Origin of the sequence: Mycobacterium sp. SMC-2, assembly GCF_025263485.1 — a bacterium.
In the GTDB taxonomy this organism is placed as follows: Bacteria; Actinomycetota; Actinomycetes; order Mycobacteriales; family Mycobacteriaceae; genus Mycobacterium.
Window position 1 is genome coordinate 285658 of sequence record NZ_CP079863.1, and the last position, 19014, is coordinate 304671.

At 68.6% G+C, this 19014-nt stretch carries 21 protein-coding genes; 7 read left to right on the top strand and 14 right to left on the bottom strand.

Annotated features, from left to right (window positions below; all coding sequences use genetic code 11):
- Nucleotides 1-2: 2 nt before the first annotated feature.
- Genes KXD96_RS01465 through KXD96_RS01485 form a run of 5 tightly spaced genes read right to left on the bottom strand, consistent with a single transcriptional unit; the run spans nt 3 to nt 5639 of the window.
- Entirely contained in the window at nt 3-1628 is a 1626-nt protein-coding gene (locus tag KXD96_RS01465; protein WP_260742527.1) for an ABC transporter ATP-binding protein, read from the bottom strand.
- The gene (locus tag KXD96_RS01470; protein ID WP_260742528.1) at nt 1616-2479 is read right to left on the bottom strand and encodes an ABC transporter permease; all 864 of its coding nucleotides are present in this window, start codon (nt 2477-2479) and stop codon (nt 1616-1618) included. The genes KXD96_RS01465 and KXD96_RS01470 overlap by 13 nt, the downstream gene beginning before the upstream one ends.
- Nucleotides 2472-3398: an ABC transporter permease gene (locus KXD96_RS01475; RefSeq protein WP_260742529.1), complete on the bottom strand. Its 927-nt coding sequence runs from the start codon at nt 3396-3398 to the stop codon at nt 2472-2474. The genes KXD96_RS01470 and KXD96_RS01475 overlap by 8 nt, the downstream gene beginning before the upstream one ends.
- A 3-nt stretch (nt 3399-3401) precedes the next feature.
- Nucleotides 3402-5039 (bottom strand): ABC transporter substrate-binding protein, encoded by a 1638-nt coding sequence (locus tag KXD96_RS01480; RefSeq protein WP_396877742.1) that lies wholly within the window; start codon nt 5037-5039, stop codon nt 3402-3404.
- A gap of 57 nt (nt 5040-5096) precedes the next feature.
- Nucleotides 5097-5639 carry a DUF4232 domain-containing protein gene (locus tag KXD96_RS01485; RefSeq protein ID WP_260742531.1) on the bottom strand — a complete coding sequence of 181 codons (543 nt, stop codon included), beginning with the start codon at nt 5637-5639 and terminating at the stop codon, nt 5097-5099.
- Between the two features lie 115 nt (nt 5640-5754).
- Between KXD96_RS01485 and acs the strand changes: the two genes are divergently transcribed.
- Nucleotides 5755-7713, top strand: coding sequence for an acetate--CoA ligase (gene acs, locus KXD96_RS01490; protein WP_260742532.1), 1959 nt, complete (start codon nt 5755-5757; stop codon nt 7711-7713).
- A 5-nt stretch (nt 7714-7718) separates the two neighbouring features.
- Here the strand turns inward: acs and KXD96_RS01495 are convergent, their stop codons facing one another.
- The gene (locus tag KXD96_RS01495; RefSeq protein ID WP_260742533.1) at nt 7719-8417 is read right to left on the bottom strand and encodes a S1 family peptidase; all 699 of its coding nucleotides are present in this window, start codon (nt 8415-8417) and stop codon (nt 7719-7721) included.
- Between the two features lie 227 nt (nt 8418-8644).
- Here KXD96_RS01495 and KXD96_RS01500 point away from each other — a divergent pair, with 227 nt between their 5' ends.
- The gene (locus KXD96_RS01500; RefSeq protein WP_260742534.1) at nt 8645-9160 is read left to right on the top strand and encodes a phage holin family protein; all 516 of its coding nucleotides are present in this window, start codon (nt 8645-8647) and stop codon (nt 9158-9160) included.
- Nucleotides 9161-10114, top strand: a complete 954-nt coding sequence (locus KXD96_RS01505) for an alpha/beta fold hydrolase (protein ID WP_260742535.1) — start codon at nt 9161-9163, stop codon at nt 10112-10114.
- Here the strand turns inward: KXD96_RS01505 and marP are convergent.
- The 4 genes from marP to nth are packed head-to-tail and all read right to left on the bottom strand — an operon-like array spanning nt 10107 to nt 13503.
- Nucleotides 10107-11300: an acid resistance serine protease MarP gene (gene marP, locus KXD96_RS01510; protein ID WP_260742536.1), complete on the bottom strand. Its 1194-nt coding sequence runs from the start codon at nt 11298-11300 to the stop codon at nt 10107-10109. The genes KXD96_RS01505 and marP overlap by 8 nt on opposite strands.
- A gap of 11 nt (nt 11301-11311) precedes the next feature.
- On the bottom strand, nt 11312-12136 hold the full coding sequence (locus KXD96_RS01515; RefSeq protein ID WP_260742537.1) for a CoA pyrophosphatase: 825 nt from the start codon (nt 12134-12136) through the stop codon (nt 11312-11314).
- A gap of 29 nt (nt 12137-12165) precedes the next feature.
- Nucleotides 12166-12813: a TlpA disulfide reductase family protein gene (locus tag KXD96_RS01520; protein ID WP_260742538.1), complete on the bottom strand. Its 648-nt coding sequence runs from the start codon at nt 12811-12813 to the stop codon at nt 12166-12168.
- Nucleotides 12814-12822: 9 nt separating this feature from the next.
- The gene (gene nth / locus KXD96_RS01525; protein WP_260745583.1) at nt 12823-13503 is read right to left on the bottom strand and encodes an endonuclease III; all 681 of its coding nucleotides are present in this window, start codon (nt 13501-13503) and stop codon (nt 12823-12825) included.
- 173 nt (nt 13504-13676) lie between these two features.
- Between nth and KXD96_RS01530 the strand changes: the two genes are divergently transcribed.
- Together KXD96_RS01530 and crp are read left to right on the top strand one after the other, a co-directional pair.
- Entirely contained in the window at nt 13677-14063 is a 387-nt protein-coding gene (locus KXD96_RS01530; RefSeq protein WP_260745584.1) for a hypothetical protein, read from the top strand.
- A 97-nt stretch (nt 14064-14160) separates the two neighbouring features.
- On the top strand, nt 14161-14835 hold the full coding sequence (crp, locus tag KXD96_RS01535; RefSeq protein WP_260742539.1) for a cAMP-activated global transcriptional regulator CRP: 675 nt from the start codon (nt 14161-14163) through the stop codon (nt 14833-14835).
- Nucleotides 14836-14916: 81 nt separating this feature from the next.
- Here crp and KXD96_RS01540 read toward each other — a convergent pair whose 3' ends face one another.
- Genes KXD96_RS01540 through KXD96_RS01550 form a run of 3 tightly spaced genes read right to left on the bottom strand, consistent with a single transcriptional unit; the run spans nt 14917 to nt 16331 of the window.
- Nucleotides 14917-15708, bottom strand: coding sequence for an MBL fold metallo-hydrolase (locus tag KXD96_RS01540; protein ID WP_260742540.1), 792 nt, complete (start codon nt 15706-15708; stop codon nt 14917-14919).
- Nucleotides 15705-16169 carry a RidA family protein gene (locus KXD96_RS01545; protein ID WP_260742541.1) on the bottom strand — a complete coding sequence of 155 codons (465 nt, stop codon included), beginning with the start codon at nt 16167-16169 and terminating at the stop codon, nt 15705-15707. The genes KXD96_RS01540 and KXD96_RS01545 overlap by 4 nt, the downstream gene beginning before the upstream one ends.
- Entirely contained in the window at nt 16170-16331 is a 162-nt protein-coding gene (locus KXD96_RS01550) for a DUF4177 domain-containing protein (protein ID WP_007166633.1), read from the bottom strand.
- 77 nt (nt 16332-16408) lie between these two features.
- On the opposite strand from KXD96_RS01550, the gene KXD96_RS01555 reads away from it, so the two are divergent.
- Nucleotides 16409-17428, top strand: coding sequence for an ArsA family ATPase (locus tag KXD96_RS01555; protein WP_260742543.1), 1020 nt, complete (start codon nt 16409-16411; stop codon nt 17426-17428).
- Entirely contained in the window at nt 17425-18594 is a 1170-nt protein-coding gene (locus KXD96_RS01560) for an ArsA family ATPase (protein WP_260742544.1), read from the top strand. The genes KXD96_RS01555 and KXD96_RS01560 overlap by 4 nt, the downstream gene beginning before the upstream one ends.
- A gap of 21 nt (nt 18595-18615) precedes the next feature.
- On the opposite strand, the gene KXD96_RS01565 is transcribed toward KXD96_RS01560, so the two are convergent.
- Nucleotides 18616-18966 carry a WhiB family transcriptional regulator gene (locus KXD96_RS01565; RefSeq protein WP_260742545.1) on the bottom strand — a complete coding sequence of 117 codons (351 nt, stop codon included), beginning with the start codon at nt 18964-18966 and terminating at the stop codon, nt 18616-18618.
- Nucleotides 18967-19014: the final 48 nt, after the last annotated feature.

Genomic DNA, 19014 nt, shown 5'->3' on the forward strand with positions numbered 1-19014 from the left:
ACCTATCCGGGCTTCGCCCGCGCTCGCGGAATGGCCTCCAGCAGCTGGCGCGTGTATTCGTGGCGGGGCCGGGTGAACAGCTCCTCCGTGGTGGCCTGTTCCACCACTCGGCCGGCGCGCATCACCAAGACGTCGTCGGCGATCTGCCGGATCACCGCCAGGTCGTGGCTGATGAACAGGTAGGTGAGGCCCAGCCCGGCCTGCAGGCCGGCGAGCAAATCCAAAATCTGCGCCTGCACCAGGACGTCGAGCGCGGAGACCGCCTCGTCGCACACCAGCACGTCGGGCCGCAACGCCAGCGCCCGAGCGATCGCCACCCGCTGGCGTTGGCCACCCGACAGCTCGCGGGGCAGCCGCCCCAGCACCGACGACGGCAGCGCCACCTGGTCGACGAGGTCGCGCACCGCGCGCTCGCGCTGGGCCCGGTCGCCGACGCGGTGAATGCGCAGCGGTTCCTCGATGGCGCGAAAGACCGTGTACATGGGATCCAGGCTGCTGTAGGGGTTTTGGAATACCGGCTGCACCCGCCGCCGGAAGGCCAATTGCTGATCGGGGTTCAGCGCGGCGTCGATGCGGGTGCCGTCGAAAACGACGGTGCCCGAACTGGGCGGCAAGAGCCCGAGCACCATCCGCGCCAGCGTGGATTTGCCCGAGCCCGATTCCCCGGCGATGGCCAGGGTGCTCGCCCGCCGCAGCCGAAACGAAACCCCCTCGACAGCAACGGATTCCGCTCGACGCCACGGCGCCCCGCGGGACTCGCGGTAAACCTTGGTCAGCTCCGAAGCGACGAGGATATCGTCGGACGCCCCAGGCTTTGTCGGACGCGGCCGGGCCGGGCTGCCGAGGGTCAGCGACGGCGCCGCGGCCACCAGCCGCCGGGTGTACTCGTGTTGCGGGTCACGCAAGATCGAATGCGCCGCACCGGATTCCACCACGGCTCCCTCTCGCATGACGACAACGGACTCGGCGCGTTCGGCGGCCAGCGCCAGGTCGTGGGTGATCAGCAGCAGCGCGGTGCCCAGTTCCGCGGTGAGCCCCTGCAGATGGTCGAGCACCTGCCGCTGCACGGTGACGTCGAGCGCCGACGTCGGCTCGTCGGCGATGAGCAGCCGCGGCCGGCCCGCCAACCCGATCGCGATCAGCGCCCGCTGGCACATGCCGCCGGACAACTGATGCGGATAGCGGCCCGCCTGTTTCGCCGGGTCCGGCATGCCCGCCTGGCCCAGCAACTCCACCGCCCGTCGACGCGTCCGACGGTCGGCGGTGTTGGCCCGCAAGGCTTCCGAGACCTGGAATCCGACCTTCCAGACGGGGTTGAGGTTGGTCATCGGGTCCTGGGGTATGTAGCCGATCTCACGGCCCCTGATCGCGCGCAGCGTCCGGAGGTCGGCCCCGGCGATGTCGGATCCGTCGAAGACGATGCGCCCGGCGGTGATCCGCCCGCCTGGAGGAAGCAGACCCAATATCGCGGCCGCCGTGGTCGTTTTCCCCGAGCCCGACTCGCCCACCACCGCGACGGTGTCGCCGGGCAGGACGGTGAGATCGACACCTCGGACGGCGGGCTGATCGCCGAAGCTGACGTTGAGGCCCTCGATGGCCAGCAGCGGTCTGACGCTCACGGCCGCCACGCCCGGGACGCCGGATCCAGGGCGTCGCGCAACGCGTCGCCCATCACCATGAAGGCCAGCACCGTGGTCGCGAGTGCGCCGGCGGGATAGAACAGGATGGGCGAGCCCGCCCGCAGCCGCGTCTGGGCGAGGTTGATGTCACCGCCCCAGGACACCACCGTGGTCGGCAGTCCCACGCCCAGGTAGGACAGCGTGGCCTCGGTGACGATGAAAACCCCCAGGGCGATGGTGGCCACCGCGATGACCGGGCCCAGCGCGTTGGGCACCGCGTGGCGCAGCAATATCTGAAAACGGCTCAGCCCCAAGGCCCTGGCGGCGAGCACGTACTCGCTGGCGCGCACCGCAAGGACCGATCCCCGCGCGATGCGGGCCACCTGCGGCCAGCCGAACAAGGCGAGGATGGTGATCACGGTCCACACCGTGCGGTGGTGCACAACCTGCATGAGCACGATGGCGGCCAGCAACAGCGGCAAGCCGAAGAAGACGTCGCTGACGCGGGAGACCACCGCGTCGATCCATCCGCCGTAGAAGCCGGCCAGCGCGCCGAGCGCGCCGCCGATCACGAACACGAGCAGGGCGGCCCCCACGCCGACGGTGACCGAGGCGCGCGCGCCGTAGACGGTGCGGGCGTAGACGTCGTGGCCCTGCAGGTCGGTGCCGAACCAGTGCGCGCGCGACGGCGGAAGCAGGCTCTGGGCGGGATCGGCGTAGCTGGGATCGGCCCCGGTGAACAACGCCGGAAACATCGCGACGGCAACGATGATCAGGATCAGCACGCCGGCGATGAGGAACTTCGGGCGCCCGCGCAACCCGCGCCAGGTGTCGCGCCAGAAGCCATTTCGCTCAGCCATACCGGATCCTCGGGTCCAGCGCGGCATACAGCAGGTCCACCGCCAGATTGGTGACCAGATAGATCAGCACCAGCACGGTCACGATCGACACCACGGTCGGCGCCTCCTGCCGGGTGACGGCCTGATACAGCACACCGCCGACGCCGTGGATATTGAAAATGCCTTCCGTCACAATGGCTCCGCCCATCAGCGCGCCCAGGTCGGCCCCCAGGAAGGTCACCACCGGGATCAGCGAATTGCGCAGGATGTGCACCATCACCACGCGCGGCCGGGACAACCCCTTGGCGGTAGCGGTGCGCACATAGTCGGCGTGCGCGTTGGCGGCCACCGCGGAGCGGGTCAACCGCACCACGTAGGCGAACGACACCGAACCCAGCACGATGCCCGGCAGCAGCAGGCGCCCGAACGTCGAGCGCTCCCCCACCGTGACCGGCGCGATGCCCAGCTTTACCCCGAAGACGAACTGCGCCAGGAAGCCCAGGACGAAGATGGGGACCGCGATTATGACGAGCCCGGCGATCAGCACGCCCGCATCGAAGACCCCGCCCGTGCGCAGGCCGGCGATCACCCCGAAGCCGATGCCCAGCACCGCCTCGACGGCCAGGGCGATCAGCGCCAGCCGCAGCGTCACCGGAAACGCATGCGCCAGAACATCGCTCACCGGTAGCCCGGAATAGGACCGGCCCAAGTCGCCGTGCAGCACGCCGCCGAGGTAACGCAGGTACTGCACGATGAACGGATCGTCGAGGTGGTAGCGGGCCCGCAGTTGCGCGGCGACCTCGGGCGTCAGCGGCCGGTCCCCGGCGATCGCGGCCACCGGGTCGCCCGGCAACAGGAACACCATGCCGTAGATCAGCAAGGTGGCGCCGAGGAAAACGGGCACCATGACGGCGACCCGGCGCGCGATGTACCAACCCATGTCCTAGCCCTTGACGATGTTTTCGTAGTCGGGCATACCGTTCCAGGTGAGTTTGACGCCGCTGACCTGAGGCGACCATCCGAACACCGCGATGTAGTACCACAGCGGCACAGCGGGCATGTCGCGCAGCAGGATTCGTTGGGCCTCGTTGACCAGCACATCCGCTTGCTGCAGGTTGGGTGCTGCCTCGGCGGCGGCCAGCGCGGCGTCGAACTCCCGGCTCGAGTATCCAACGTCATTGGACCCCGCGCCGGTGGCGTACAGCGGGGCCAGGAACTCGATCATCGACGGGTAATCGCCGATCCAGCCAGCGCGGAACGCGGTCTGGATGGTGCGGTTGGTGATCTGGGTACGGAAACCCGCGAACGTGGGTTGCGGCGCGCCGACGGCATCGATTCCCAGCACGTTCTTGATGCTGTTGGCCACCGCGTCCACCCACTCTTGATGGCCGCTGTCGGCGTTGTAGGCGATCGCGTACCGCCCGCTCCACGGCGAGATCGCGTTGGCTTGCGCCCAGAGTTGGTGTGCCCGTTCGGGGTTGAAGTCCAATGCGTCGTTGCCCGGGATGTTCCGGTCGAATCCGGGCAACGAGCTGGCGGTGAAATCGCGGGCCGGGCTGCGGGTGCCGTTGAAGATCTGCTGACAGATCTGCGGCCGGTTGATGGCCGCCGATATCGCCAAGCGGCGCAGTCGACCTTCCTCACCCCCGAAATGCGGTAGCCGCAACGGCGTGTCGAGGGATTGGCTGACCGCGACGGGCCCACTGGCGGTGTTGCCACCCAGGTCGCGCCGGTAGATTGTCAGCGCGCTGGACGGAATCGTGTCCAGCACATCGAGATTGCCGGACAGCAGGTCGGCATAGGCGGTGTCCAGGTTGCCGTAGAACTCGAACCTCAAGCCCCTGTTGCGGGGTTGGCGATTGCCGTGGTAGTCGGGGTTGGGCTTCAAATCGATCTTGACGTTGTGTTCCCAGGCCGGCCCGTCGGGACCGTCCGCCAACTCGTACGGGCCGTTGCCGACCGGGTGGCGGCCGAACGCGGCCATGTCCCGAAAAGCCATGCCCGGCAACGGGTAGAACGCATTGTGTCCCAGCCGCAACGTGAAGTCGACGGTCGGCGCCTTGAGCCGCACATGGAACTCGAGATCATTGACCACCTGGAGCCCGGACATCGTGGTCCGGGCCGGCTTTCCGTCTTTAGTCAGGCCGGCGACCTCGTCGTACCCGACGATCGGGCTGAAAACGCTCTGTTGCAGTTGGGCATTGGTACTCAGTGCTCCGTAGTTCCACGCGTCGACGAACGAATGGGCCGTCACCGGCGAGCCGTCGGTGAACTTCCAGCCGGGTTTGAGAATGATTCGGTAGTTGACGTTGTCGGTGGAATCGATGGACTGGGCCACCTCCGGCGACGGTTTGCCGGCGGCGTCATAGGACACCAAACCGGCGAACAGCCGATCCAGGATCCGCCCTCCGAGGCTGTCGTTCGTGCCGGTCGGGATCAGCGGGTTGGGCGGTTCTCCACCGTTCACGACCACCGACTCGGGGCTCAGCGCACCGCCGCCACAACCCGTGAGTGACGCGGCCGCCAGAAGCCAGACGGCCGCAACGGCAATCAAGCCGTGCGGGGCCCGCATCCGACGCATGACACCCGACCTTAGGGCCTGCCACGGCGCGGGGCCGCTGAAGTGCCGGTGCGTCTCTCAGACCGGCGTGACGGGGTGCACCTGCAGCCCGCAGGCGTCGATCGTGGCCGGCACGCTCAGCACCACGGTCGTGTCCGGCGGGTTGACCAGCAGCTCGGTATAGGTGGGGCATGGATCGCCGTTGGCGTCGATGGCCATTCCCTCGACGACGGCCTGCGCCTGGCTGGACAGGGACAGGATGACGGTGGGCGGCACGTCGGCGCCGCCCGGCAGGCCGCCCATGTAGCCGCGCAGCGTGGGCTGGGCGTGAATGAGCGGACCGCCCGAACCCGAGTCGACGCCGGGATAGCCGGTCAACGTGCAGGGCTCCGCCCCGCCGGCGAGGCTGAACACCAGCGTGGCCGCGCGGTGCCCCACGGCGGCTTGAGTCGGCGAAGCGGTGATGGCGATCCGGTCCGACCAGCACGGGGTCGGCTCGTCGGCGGTTTCGGTCGGCATGGCCCACGCCGCTGATCCCAGCATGGCGGTGGCCGCGTAACCCGTTGCGGCCGCGGCGAAGCTGGGAATCAGTCGGCGGATGACCCGCCCGCGGCCCGGCACACCGGTGATTATCCGCCATGGGGGCGCGCTTCGACGTCTATTCGCCGCGTCGCTTTTCACCTTGTGGGGCTAGGCTCTCTCACGATTGACGAGCCTCGACACTAGGAGGAAGCCAGTGACCGCCACCGACGCCGTAGGCCCGTCGTCGTATCCCCCGCCACCCGCGTTCGCCGAGCAGGCCAATGCGGGCGAGGAGCTCTACCGCGAGGCCGACGAGGACCGCCTGGCCTTCTGGGCCAAACAGGCCAATCGGCTCTCCTGGGCGACGCCGTTCACCGAGGTGCTGGATTGGTCGCAGGCGCCGTTTTCCAAGTGGTTCGCCGACGGCAAGCTCAACGTCGCCTACAACTGCGTCGACCGCCACGTGGAGGCCGGCCATGGCGACCGCGTCGCCATCCACTGGGAGGGCGAGCCCGGCGACAGCCGCAGCCTGACCTATTCCGATCTACAGGCCGAGGTGTGCAGGGCCGCCAACGCGCTGACCGACCTCGGCCTGGTCGCCGGCGACCGCGTCGCGATCTATCTGCCGTTGATCCCCGAAGCGGTGATAGCGATGCTGGCCTGCGCCCGGCTGGGCATCATGCACAGCCTCGTTTTCGCCGGTTTCACCGCCAAGGCGCTGCGGGCCCGCATCGCCGACGCCCAGGCCAAGTTGCTGATCACCAGCGACGGGCAGTTCCGCCGCGGCAAGCCGGCGCCGCTCAAGGACGCGGCCGACGAGGCCGTGGCCGATGGCCCAGACGGCCCGAGCCCGGTGGAGCGGGTCCTGGTGGTGCGGCGCACCGGAATCGACGTGTCGTGGAACGACGATCGCGACCTGTGGTGGGACGACGTCGTCGGCTCCGCGTCGCCCGAACACACGCCGCAGCCCTTCGACGCCGAGCAGCCGCTGTTCCTGCTGTACACCTCCGGCACCACGGGCAAGCCCAAGGGCATCGTGCACACCAGTGGCGGCTACCTGGCCCAGACCTCCTACACGCACTACTACGTCTTCGATCTCAAGCCCGAGACGGACGTGTTCTGGTGCACGGCCGACATCGGCTGGGTCACCGGGCACACCTACGGTGTCTACGGCCCGCTGTCGAATGGGGCCACCGAGGTTCTCTACGAGGGCACGCCGGACACGCCGACCCAGCACCGCCATTTCGAGATCATCGAAAAGTACGGTGTCACAATCTATTACACGGCGCCCACGCTCATCCGCACGTTCATGAAGTGGGGCCGCGAGATCCCCGACGCGCACGACCTGTCCAGCCTGCGGCTGCTGGGTTCGGTGGGCGAACCGATCAACCCCGAGGCGTGGCGCTGGTACCGCAAGGTGATCGGCGCGGACAGGCTGCCCGTCGTCGACACCTGGTGGCAGACCGAGACGGGCTCGGCGATGATCACCCCGCTGCCCGGCGTGGCCGCGGCCAAACCCGGTTCGGCCATGCGGCCGCTGCCGGGCATCTCGGCCAGGATCGTCGACGACCACGGCGACCAGCTACCGTTCGGGAACGACAAGGGCGAACACGTCAGCGGGTACCTGGTCCTGGACCAACCGTGGCCGTCCATGCTGCGCGGCATCTGGGGTGACCCCGAACGGTACGTCGAGACCTACTGGTCCAGGTTCGCCGAGCAGGGCTGGTACTTCGCCGGCGACAGCGCCTACTACGACTCCGAAGGCGCCATCTGGGTGGTGGGCCGCATCGACGACGTGATGAACGTGTCGGGGCATCGGCTCTCGACCGCCGAGGTGGAGTCAGCACTGGTCGGCCACGGCGCGGTGGCGGAGGCGGCCGTCGTCGGGGTGACCGATCAAACCACCGGCCAGGCCATCTGCGCGTTCGTCGTCCTATGCGCCGACTTTCAGGTGCACGACGGGATCGTCGACGAGCTGCGTGTCGAGGTGTCCCGGGAGATTTCGCCGATCGCGAAGCCACGGGAGGTTCACGTGGTGCCCGAGCTGCCCAAGACGCGCAGCGGCAAGATCATGCGCCGCCTGCTGCGTGACGTCGCCGAAAACCGCGAGCTCGGTGACACGTCGACGCTGTTGGACCCCAGCGTGTTCGACGCGATCCAAACCTCGAAGTAGCCGGATCAGGCCGGTAGCGGCGTGAAGCCCGCACCGGGCCGGTGCTTGGAGTTGACGTCGGTCAGGATCGCGTTGAACGACTGGACCACGGCAGGCGTGTGCAGCGGGATGTACTTGATGATGCAGGTCGGCAGGTTGTCGCTGAACGCCCCGTGGATCATGCCGACCAGCATGTTGTTGACGGTCACCGGCGCCCCGGAGTCGCCCGGCTGGCCGCAGACCTGCATGACGATGGTGCCGGGGTCCTGGCCCGGCCCCCAGGTGACGCCGCACGAGTTTCCGGTGGTGCGGCCCTGCTTGCAGGCGATCTCGCCGAAGGCCGGATCCGGGCCGAGGCCGTTGATCGCGAAGCCGTTGTAGTTGGCCGTCGGTGTCACCTTGGCGGGATCGAACTTGATGACGGCGTAGTCGAGGTTGTCGTTGCCGGCCACCATGGTGCCCAGGATGCCGGCGTTTTCGGCGCCCTCGGCGGCGACCTGTGCGCCGGGGCCGCCGCAGTGCGCGGAGGTGAAGCCGATCAGTTCACCGGTGGCATCGCCCCCGATGGTCGTCAGGGTGCACATCGTGTCCCCGTTGACGACGATGCCGGCGCCGCCGCCCATCGGGATCCTGACATTGGCGGCGGCGGCGCGTTCAGGGCAGCCGACCAGGACCAAGAGCACCGCCGCGATCGCGGCCACGCAGCGCCGGTACGCCGTCTGCACAGCACCACTCCCATCCACCGGCCGGACTCCCGACCGGCTTGGCCAGTCTAGTCGGCCCGCTGTCTCACTCGCCGTGCTCAGCGGGGCCCGTCGGGCCCGCGTCGCCCCGTGCCCAGCGGCTTGGAATTGGCCGCCGCCTTCGGCTGGCCTCGTCTGGCATGGCGGCGCATGGCAACATGAACCGCGACGACAGCGAGCCGGGCAAATGACGAAAGAGGGGACCGTCTGTGAGCAAAGCCGATGGCAAGAACGGTGTGCCCAGCACCCTGACCACGATCCCCTTGACCGACCCGCACGCCCGGCCCGCCGAGCCGTCGATCGGCGACCTGATCAAGGACGCGACCACGCAAATCTCCACTCTGGTGCGCGCAGAGGTCGAACTGGCCAGGGCGGAGATCACCCGGGACGTCAAGAAGGGCTTGACCGGCAGCGTGTTCTTCATCGCCGCGCTGGTGGTGCTGTTCTACTCCACGTTCTTTTTCTTCTTCTTCGTCGCCGAGCTGCTCGACACCTGGCTGTGGCGCTGGGTGGCGTTCCTGATCGTGTTCGGCGTCCAGGTGGTGGTCGGTGCCCTGCTGGCCCTGCTGGGATTCCTCAAGGTCCGCCGCATCCGGGGGCCGCGGGAGACCATCGAATCGGTCAAGGAGACACGCACCGCTCTCACCCCGGGACACGACAAGGCGCAGCAGCTCGCCGAGCGCGGCAAGCACGAAAAGCCCGATACCGACCCCTCGGGCTGGTAAGTGGCCCCGCCGGATCCGTCGGTGACCCGCATCGGCGGGCCATGGCGCCACCTGGACGTGCACGCCAACGGGATCCGGTTCCACGTCGTCGAGGCCCTGCCCGCCGGGGCGGACCCGACCACGCCGCCCACGGCCCGCCCACTGGTGATGCTGCTGCACGGTTTCGGCTCGTTCTGGTGGTCCTGGCGTCATCAGCTGCGGGGACTGACGGGGGCGCGGGTGGTCGCGGTCGACCTGCGCGGCTACGGCGGCAGCGACAAGCCGCCCCGCGGCTACGACGGCTGGACACTGGCCGGCGACACGGCCGGCCTCATTCGCGCGCTGGGGCACTCCTCGGCGACGCTGGTAGGTCACGCCGACGGCGGGCTGGCCTGCTGGGCCACCGCGCTGCTGCACGCACGGTTGGTGTCGGCCATCGCGCTGATCAGCTCGCCGCACCCGGCGGCGCTGCGCCGGTCCACGCTGACCCGCCGCGACCAGCGTTACGCATTGTTGCCGACGTTGCTGCGCTACCAGGTGCCGATCTGGCCGGAGCGCCTGCTGACCCGCCGCAATGCGGCCGAGATCGAGCGACTTGTCCGCAGCCGCAGCTGCGCCAAATGGCTTGCATCCGAAGATTTTTCCGAAGCCATCGGTTACCAGCGGCTGGCCATCCAGATTCCGTCGGCGGCGCACTGCGCACTGGAATACCAACGCTGGGCGGTGCGCAGTCAGCTGCGCGACGAAGGCCGGCGATTCATGAAGTCGATGTGCCAGCAGCTCAGCGTGCCGCTGCTACACCTGCGCGGCGACGCCGATCCCTACGTGCTGGCCGACCCGGTGGACCGGACGCAGCGGTATGCCCCGCAGGGACGTTACGTATCCATCGCCGGCGCAGGGCATTTCAGCCACGAAGAGGTGCCGGAGGAAATCAACAGGCACTTGATGCGCTTCCTCGACTCCGTGGTCAGCTGACGCACGACCCGGTGGTTACCTGCCGGGTGTCGCCGATTTTGGAGAGTTGACTGTTGACCTCGTCGGCGGTCAACACGAAACCGGTGTCGGGGTCGTCGACGGCCGCACCGAATACCACGCCGAGCACCTGGCCGTTCAGGTCGATCAACGGTCCACCCGAATTACCTTGCTCCACATTGGCTCTGATGGTGTAGACGTCACGGGTGACCGGCGCGGGGTCGCGGTAGATGTCGGGCCCGCTGAGCTTGATGACCTCACGAATGCGGGCCGGGGTCGCGGTGAAGTTACCGCCGCCCGGATAACCCAGCACCACCACGCTGGTACCGGTTTTGGCCTCGGTCTGGGCGAAGGTCAGGGGTTGTGGCGGCAGGTTGGGGACGGCGAGGATGGCGATGTCGACCGACGGGTCATAGGACACCACGGTGGCATCGAGGGGGCTGCCGCTGGCATAGATTTGCACGCTGTTGGAACCGGCCACCACGTGCGCGTTGGTCATCACCCGGTCGGGGGCGATCACAAATCCGCTGCCCTCCAACACTTTCTGGCAGCTCGGCGCCAGGCTGCGCACCTTGACGACGCTCGGCGCGGTGGCCTGCACCACCGGATTGTTGGCCAGCGCGGGGTCGGGCGAAGCCACCGGGATCACCGGGGTGCGGCTGAACGGCTCCAGCACCGCGGGCAGGCCGGAGGTGTTCAGCAGGGCCGACAGCCGTTTGGGCACCGTCTTCAGCCATGGCGGGGCGACCTCGTTGACCTGGGCCAGCACCCGCGAGCCGCGGACCGCGGCGGCCAGCTCCGGCTGGTCCTTCGACTGGGTCAGCGGAGTCGCCAGCAACCAGGCCGCGGTCAACACCACCACCAGCTGGACCCCCACCCCGATGAAGGAGTCGACCGTCCGGATCGTGCGGCTGCGGATCGCGCCGCGGACCGCCCGACCCAACACCACTCCCGCGACCTCGCCTACGACGACCAGGGCGAGTATCAGGAACAGGGCGGCGAACAGCTTGGCCCGGGGCGCGGCGATGTGGCTGACGAGATGGGGCGCCAGCAGCACGCCCGCGATCGCGCCGAGTAACACGCCGACGAACGACAGCAGCGAGCCCAACGCGCCGGAGCGCCAGCCGGAGACGGCCGCGATGAAGGCAACCGCCAGCACGGCCACGTCAAGCCACTGCGACGGGGTCATCGAGTTTATGTTCATCGCTGGGCACCACCCTGGTCGCCGACCAGCGCCATCGCCGCGTCCAGTTCGCGGACGTCGGTGGTGTCCCAGGGCTGGGCCCAGCCGGCGACGTCGAGCATCGCACAGATCACCTGGCCAGTGAATCCCCAAACCAGCATCTCGTTCAGCAAAAACGCCGGTCCGGCCCACCGGCGCCCGAGGTCACGCCGGTACACCATCAGCCGGTTGGCCGGATTGATGAAGGCGCGCAACGGAACTCGCGCCACGATCGCGGTCTCGGCCTCGTTGACGACGGCCACCGGGCCGGGATCGGGCGAGAATGCCAGCACCGGGACGACGTGAAATCGCGACGGCGCGATGAACGTGCGCTCCATCGTGACCAGGGGACGCAACCGGGACACGTCGATCCCGGTCTCCTCCTGGGCTTCGCGCAAGGCCGTGGCGACGGGACCGGCATCGGTCGGATCGGAGGCGCCGCCGGGAAACGCGGCCTGGCCGGCGTGGTGGCGCAGGGTCGAGGCGCGCACGGTGACCAGCAAGTCGGCGTCGTCGGGGACGCCGCCATCGGCCGGCGCCGATGCAGGACCCGAGAAGAGCACCAAGACGGCGGCCTCGCGGCCACTGCCACGCATCACCGACAAAGTCGACGCGGCCTTTCCGGTGATCATCGCCAGCACGTCGGCGGGCAGCCGCCGCCGGTACGCGTCCGGCATCCGCCCGACGTTGTCGACCAGGGGGCGCAGCCACGGCGGCGAGGCCTCCGGGGTCAGCGAAACCGCCCCGCGCGCTGGGGCGGGGGTCTCATCTCCCGCAGGCCGAGGCGTGCCCCCAACACTCACCGGGCGCTCCAGTCGGTCCAATTTTCGGCTTATCCCTTGTCATTTCCGACCGCGGCGGCGATCTCCTCGGCGCTGTCGAAAGCCCGCGGCAGCATCCTTGCCACGCTACCGTCCGGCCGCAGAACCACCGTCGCGGGCATTACGTTCACCACGCCCAGGGCCGCCGCGACCCGACGGCGGCCGTCCTGCAGGGTGGGCAGCCGAACGCCCAGCTCGGCCAGCCGCAGCAACGCGGCCGTTTCGTTCTCGTCCTGATGCACGGTCACCACCATCACGGCCGGCCCGGCCCGGCGTTGATACTCGGCCATCGCGGGCAGCTCGGCCGCACACGGCGCGCACCAATACGCCCACAAGTTGAGGACCACCCGGCGCCCGCCCAGCGCGCGGGCGACGTCGACAACCGAACCGTCCGCGGCGCACTCGGCCGTGACTCCGCGCAGCGGCGGGGGGCCGGGAGCGTCGCCCGCGGCGGGACAGGCCGCCAGGCCGGCCCGCTGCCGCGGACCCGCCAGCGCGGCCGCCGTGTCGGCGTCGCGGTGTTCGCGGCCGGGGGTGTTCACGGCCGTGCCGGGCTTCGACGTCGTCGCGGACTCGTCGCGCAGCTGGCCCACCAGGGCCGCGGCCAGCGCCGCCACCACCGCGAGGATCGCGATGGTCCAGCGCGTGGTCCGCGTCAAGGCCGTGCTCTACAGGCCGGCCAGGGCCAGCAGGTGCTCGGTTTCCGGGCCCCGCACCAGGGGCGCGGCCAGCAGCGGATCGGTGGGGCCGAGGCCGAAGGAGGGGCAATCCTTGGCCACCAAGCACACACCGCAGGCCGGCTTGCGCGCGTGGCACACCCGGCGGCCGTGGAAGATCACGCGGTGGCTCAACATGGTCCACTCGCCGCGTTCGATCAGTTCGCCGGCCGCGCGCTCGATCTTGACCGGGTCCTTGTCGGCGGTCCAGCGCCAGCGGTGCATCAGCCGCGCGAAGTGCGTGTCCACGGTGATGCCGGGAACCCCAAAAGCGTTGCCCAGGATGACGTTGGCAGTCTTGCGCCCCACACCGGGCAGCGTGACCAGTTCTTCCATGGTGGAAGGCACCTCGCCGTCGAACCGTTCGACCAGGGCTTGCCCGAGGCGAATCAGGGCGGTCGCCTTGTTACGGAAGAAGCCCGTCGGACGGATCAGGGCTTCCAGTTCGTCGCGGTCGGCCTGCGCGTAGTCCAGAGCCGACGGGTACCGCTTGAACAAGGCCGGAGTCGTCAGGTTCACCCGTTTGTCGGTGCTCTGCGCGGAAAGGATGGTGGCGACCGTCAGCTCCAGCGGCGTGGTGAAGTCCAGCTCGCAGTGCGCGTCCGGAAACGCCTGGGCCAGCGCCCGATTCATCCGGCGGGCCCGTCGCACCAAGGCGGCCCGGGTCTCCTCGGACCAGCGCCGCGCGCCATCGCCACTCGGAGGGGCCGGCGTGGACTTCGAGCGCCCGGACGACTTTGCCGCTGTCACCTACGACAGAGTACTGATTTCGTGATCTCGCCGAGACCTCGTGTTGATTGAAGGCCCTGTTTACTCTCCTTGTGTCATGGTTGCTGGTGGCCTGCATTCCCGGGCTGCTGATGCTGGCGGCGCTCGGCTTGGGACGGCTCGAACGGGGGCTCGCCCGCGATGACGTCGCGATGGTCGCTGTCAGCGAGTTCTTCGAGTACGCCGAGCTCGTGGACATGCACACGCTGGCCCGGGAAGGCATGCCGGAGGCGGTGGAATTCCTGCATCGGCGCGAGGCCCGGGAACTTGCGGAGGCCGCGCTAACCGGGGGGCCGCGTCACGCGGCGCCGTCGTTTGCCGCCAGCTTCGTCGACCACGGCGAGCTGACATTGCCGACCCGAATACACGCGCATTCGCGCATCAATCCGCAGTTTGAGGCGACTAGACACGTCAATCGTGTGTAGCGTTGCACGTTGGACAAAAAGTCCTACCGCTAGACTCATCACGCGAGCACGGGATTAACCTGCCCGTACACAATCATTTGAAATCCGAAGAGGCAATGTGGACGAGATCCTGGCAAGGACAGGAATCTTCCAAGGGGTTGAGCCCAGCGCCGTCGCCGCGCTGACCAAGCAACTGCAACCCGTCGACTTTCCCCGTGGGCACACGGTCTTCGCCGAAGGCGAGCCGGGTGATCGGCTCTACATCATCGTCTCGGGGAAGGTCAAAATCGGCCGCCGCTCACCCGACGGCCGGGAGAACCTGCTGACGATCATGGGCCCGTCGGACATGTTCGGCGAATTGTCGATTTTCGACCCGGGCCCGCGGACTTCCAGCGCGACCACCATCACGGAGGTGCGCGCGGTGTCGATGGACCGCGACGCGCTGCGGGCGTGGATCGCCGATCGTCCCGAGATCGCCGAACAGCTGCTGCGGGTGCTGGCCCGACGGCTGCGCCGCACCAACAACAACCTGGCCGACCTCATCTTCACCGACGTGCCCGGCCGCGTGGCCAAGCAGCTGCTGCAGCTCGCCCAGCGTTTCGGCACCCAGGAGGGCGGCGCCATGCGGGTCACCCACGACCTGACCCAGGAGGAGATCGCCCAGCTGGTGGGGGCCTCGCGGGAGACGGTAAACAAGGCGCTGGCCGATTTCGCCCACCGCGGCTGGATCCGCCTGGAGGGCAAGAGTGTGCTGATTTCGGACTCCGAAAGGCTGGCAAGGCGCGCTCGGTAAGCGCACTAATTGCGTCGAGATCGGCGTTATGACACGTTGTCTCGCACTTTTTTCGCGTTAGCGTCGATTTCGGCTGAAAGTTCAGCCCTGCAAATAGTCCAGCTGCGCCTGAACGGACCATTCGGCCGCGTCCCAGAGTTTCTCGTCGACGTCTACATAGACGTGCTCGACGACCTGCCGGGCGGTGGCGTCGTCGCCGATGTGCCGCAACGCCGCGCGCACCTGCTCCAGGCGTTCCTGCCGGTGCATCAGGTAGCCCGACGCGACGGCCTCGAGGTCGGCCAGGTCCGGCCCGTGACCGGGCAGCACCCTGCGCGGCCCCAGGCCGCGCAGCCTCCGCAACGATTCCAGGTAGTCGGCCAGGCTGCCGTCTTCCTTATCGATAACGGTGGTGCCGCGGCCCAGCACGCTGTCCGCGGTGAGCACGGCGTCGTCGAGCACGAACGAAAACGAGTCGGCGGTGTGGCCCGGGGTGGCCATCGCCGTGATCTTCAGGCCGGCCGCGTCGATCACCTCGCCGTCGGTGAGGTGGCCGCCGAGGCCCCGCAAGAACCCGCTGCCCGCCGAGCGCACGGTTGCACCGGTCCGCTCGACGAGCTTGTCGATGCCGTCGGTGTGATCGCCGTGCCGGTGACTGATCAGCACCAGCGTGATGCGGCCCAGTTCGGCGAGCCGGGCGATGTGTTCGTCGTCGTCCGGCCCGGGATCCACGACGACCAGCTCGTCGCTGCCCCTGCCGCGCAGCACCCAGGTGTTGGTGCCCTCGAGCGTCATCAATCCGGGGTTGTCGGCCAACAGGACCGAGGCAGTATCGGTGACGGCCCGCAGCCTGCCGTATGCGGGGTGGCTCAGCGACTCGGGTGCGTCGGTCACGGCCGCGGGCCGACCTCCACGATCAGCTCCACTTCCACCGGCGCGTCCAGCGGCAGCTCGGACACGCCGACCGCCGACCGCGCGTGGGCGCCATCATCGCCGAACACCTCGGCCAACAGCTCGGAGGCCCCGTTGATCACGCTGGGCTGGCCGTTGAAACCTGGAGCGGATGCGACGAAGCCGACGACCTTGACCACCCGCGTCACCGCATCGATGCCCACCAGCGCGTCGATGGCCGCCAGGGCGTTGAGCGCGCAGATCCGGGCCAGCGCCTTGCCCTCCTCCGGGCTGAGCCGGGCCCCGACCTTGCCGGCCGCGGCCAGGTGCCCGCCCTTCATCGGCAACTGGCCCGCGGTGTAGACCAGGTCGCCCGTGCGCACCGCGGGCACATAGGCGGCGAGCGGAGCCGCCACCTCGGGGAGCGTGACACCAAGCTGCGCGAGCCGCGCCGACGCGGTCATCTATTTCGGGCGCTTCAGATACGCGACGTGTTGCTCACCGGTGGGCCCGGGCAGCACGGACACCAGTTCCCAGCCGTCGGCACCCCACTGGTCGAGGATCTGTTTAGTGGCGTGCGTCAGCAGCGGGACCGTGACGTATTCCCATGCGGTCGGTTGGCTCATGGCGCGAGCTTATCCGTCCGATGTGAACGCCTCCGGCCTGCCCGGGGGCCGGGCGCCGGTCGGGCTAGCATGCGAAGGTGGCAAACACATCGAGCGGCGGTAGCTCCGTCGGCTGGCCGGCGCGGCTGTCGAAAGCCCGCCTGCATTTCGTCACCGGCAAAGGCGGTACGGGCAAGTCGACGATAGCGGCCGCACTGGCGCTGACTTTGGCAGCCGGAGGCCGCAAGGTTCTCCTCGTGGAAGTCGAAGGGCGGCAAGGCATTGCACAACTCTTCGACGTCCCCCCGCTGCCCTACCAGGAGGTCAAGATCGCGACCGCCGAACGCGGCGGTCAGGTCAACGCCCTGGCGATCGACATCGAGGCCGCGTTCCTGGAATACCTGGACATGTTCTACAACCTCGGCATCGCCGGGCGGGCGATGCGCCGCATCGGCGCCATCGAGTTCGCGACGACGATCGCCCCCGGTCTGCGTGACGTGCTGCTCACCGGAAAGATCAAGGAGTCGGTGGTGCGTGTCGACAAGAACCGGCTTCCGGTCTACGACGCGGTCGTCGTCGACTCTCCGCCGACGGGCCGGATCGCCCGCTTCCTGGACGTCACCAAGGCCGTGTCGGATCTGGCCAAGGGCGGGCCGGTGCACTCGCAGAGCGAGGGCGTGGTGAAGCTGCTGCACTCCGAGCAGACCGCCATCCACCTGGTCACCCTGCTGGAGGCGTTGCCGGTGCAGGAAACGCTGGAGGCCATCGAGGAGCTCGCCGAGATGCAGCTGCCGATCGGCAGCGTGATCGTGAATCGCAACATCGCGTCCTATCTGCAGCCCGCCGATCTGGCGAAGGCCGCGGAGGGAGACGTCGACGCGGACTCGGTGCGCGCGGGGCTGGAAATGGCGGGAATCAAGCTGAACGACACCGATTTCGCCGGTCTGCTGACCGAAACCATCGAGCACGCGACGGTCATCGCCGCGCGCGCCGAGATCGCGCAACAGCTGGACGCGTTGAAGGTGCCGCGGCTCGAACTGCCGGCGATCTCCGACGGTGTCGACCTCGGCAGCCTCTATGAACTTTCGGAATCGCTTGCGCAGCAGGGGGTCCGATGAGTACCACGCCGAGCAGGCTTGATATGGCGGCGATCTTGGCCGACACCGCCAACCGGGTGGTGGTGTGCTGCGGTGCCGGCGGGGTGGGCAAGACCACCACCGCGGCCGCGATGGCGTTGCGGGCGGCCGAATACGGCCGCAACGTCTGCGTTTTGACGATCGATCCGGCCAAGCGGCTGGCACAAGCGCTGGGGGTCAACGACCTCGGCAACATCCCGCAACGGGTGCCCCTGGCATCCGAGGTTCCCGGCGAGTTGCACGCGATGATGCTGGACATGCGCCGCACGTTCGACGAGATGGTGCTCCAGTACTCGGGAAACGGCCGGGCCCAGGCGATTCTGGACAACCAGTTCTATCAGACGGTGGCCAGCTCGCTCGCCGGCACGCAGGAGTACATGGCGATGGAGAAGCTCGGTCAACTGCTGGCCGAGGACCGGTGGGACCTGGTGGTGGTGGACACCCCGCCGTCGCGCAACGCCCTGGACTTCCTGGATGCGCCCAAACGGCTGGGCAGCTTCATGGACAGCCGGCTGTGGCGGCTGCTGCTGGCGCCGGGCCGGGGCATCGGCCGATTGGTCACCGGCGCAATGGGTTTGGCGATGAAGGCGATGTCTACCGTGCTCGGCTCACAGATGCTGAGCGATGCGGCGGATTTCGTGCAATCGCTGGACGCCACCTTCGGTGGCTTCCGGGAGAAGGCGGATCGCACGTACGCGCTGCTGAAGAGGCGGGGTACGCAGTTCGTCGTGGTGTCGGCGGCCGAACCCGACGCGCTGCGCGAGGCCTCCTTCTTCGTCGATCGGCTGTCGCAGGAAGGCATGCCGCTCGCGGGGCTGGTCCTGAACCGCACCCATCCGACGTTGTGCTCGCTGCCCGCCGAGCGGGCGATCGATGGGACCGAAACGCTGGCGGACCACCCGGATTCCGAGGCGGCGTCGCTGGCCGCGGCCGTGCTCAGGATTCATGCCGACCGCGCGCAGACCGCCAAACGGGAAATCAGGTTGCTGTCGCGGTTCACCGGGGCCAACCCGCACGTGCCGGTGATCGGGGTTCCCTCGCTGCCGTTCGACGTCTCGGATCTGGATGCTCTGCGCGCGCTCGCCGATCAGATCACGTCGGCCGGCGACGATGCGGCCCGCGCCACGGCCCAGGGGCCCCTGCGCTAGGAGCCGCCGGCCCCCCGGGGGTCAGCCGGCGCTGCGGGTTCTCCTCTTGTCGAAGAAGTCCGCCCAGGACACCACCTCGGGGTGCTGCTTGAGCAGGGCCCGGCGCTGACGCTCGGTCATGCCGCCCCAGACGCCGAACTCGACCCTGTTGTCCAACGCGTCCGCCCCGCACTCCTGCATCACCGGGCAGTGCCGGCAGATGACGGCCGCTTTGCGCTGGGCCGCCCCCCGAACGAAGAGCTCGTCGGGGTCGGTGGTTCTGCACAGTGCTTTGGAAACCCAGGCGATCCGTTCTTCTGCATCAACGCTGCGGAGTACCCCTTGTGCGGCCGCAATGTTTGTCCTACGCGCCGCAGGCCGTGTTGCTGACACGAACTGTTCCCTTCCCTACCGGCCGCTCCCGCGGCCGCCTCCTGGGGT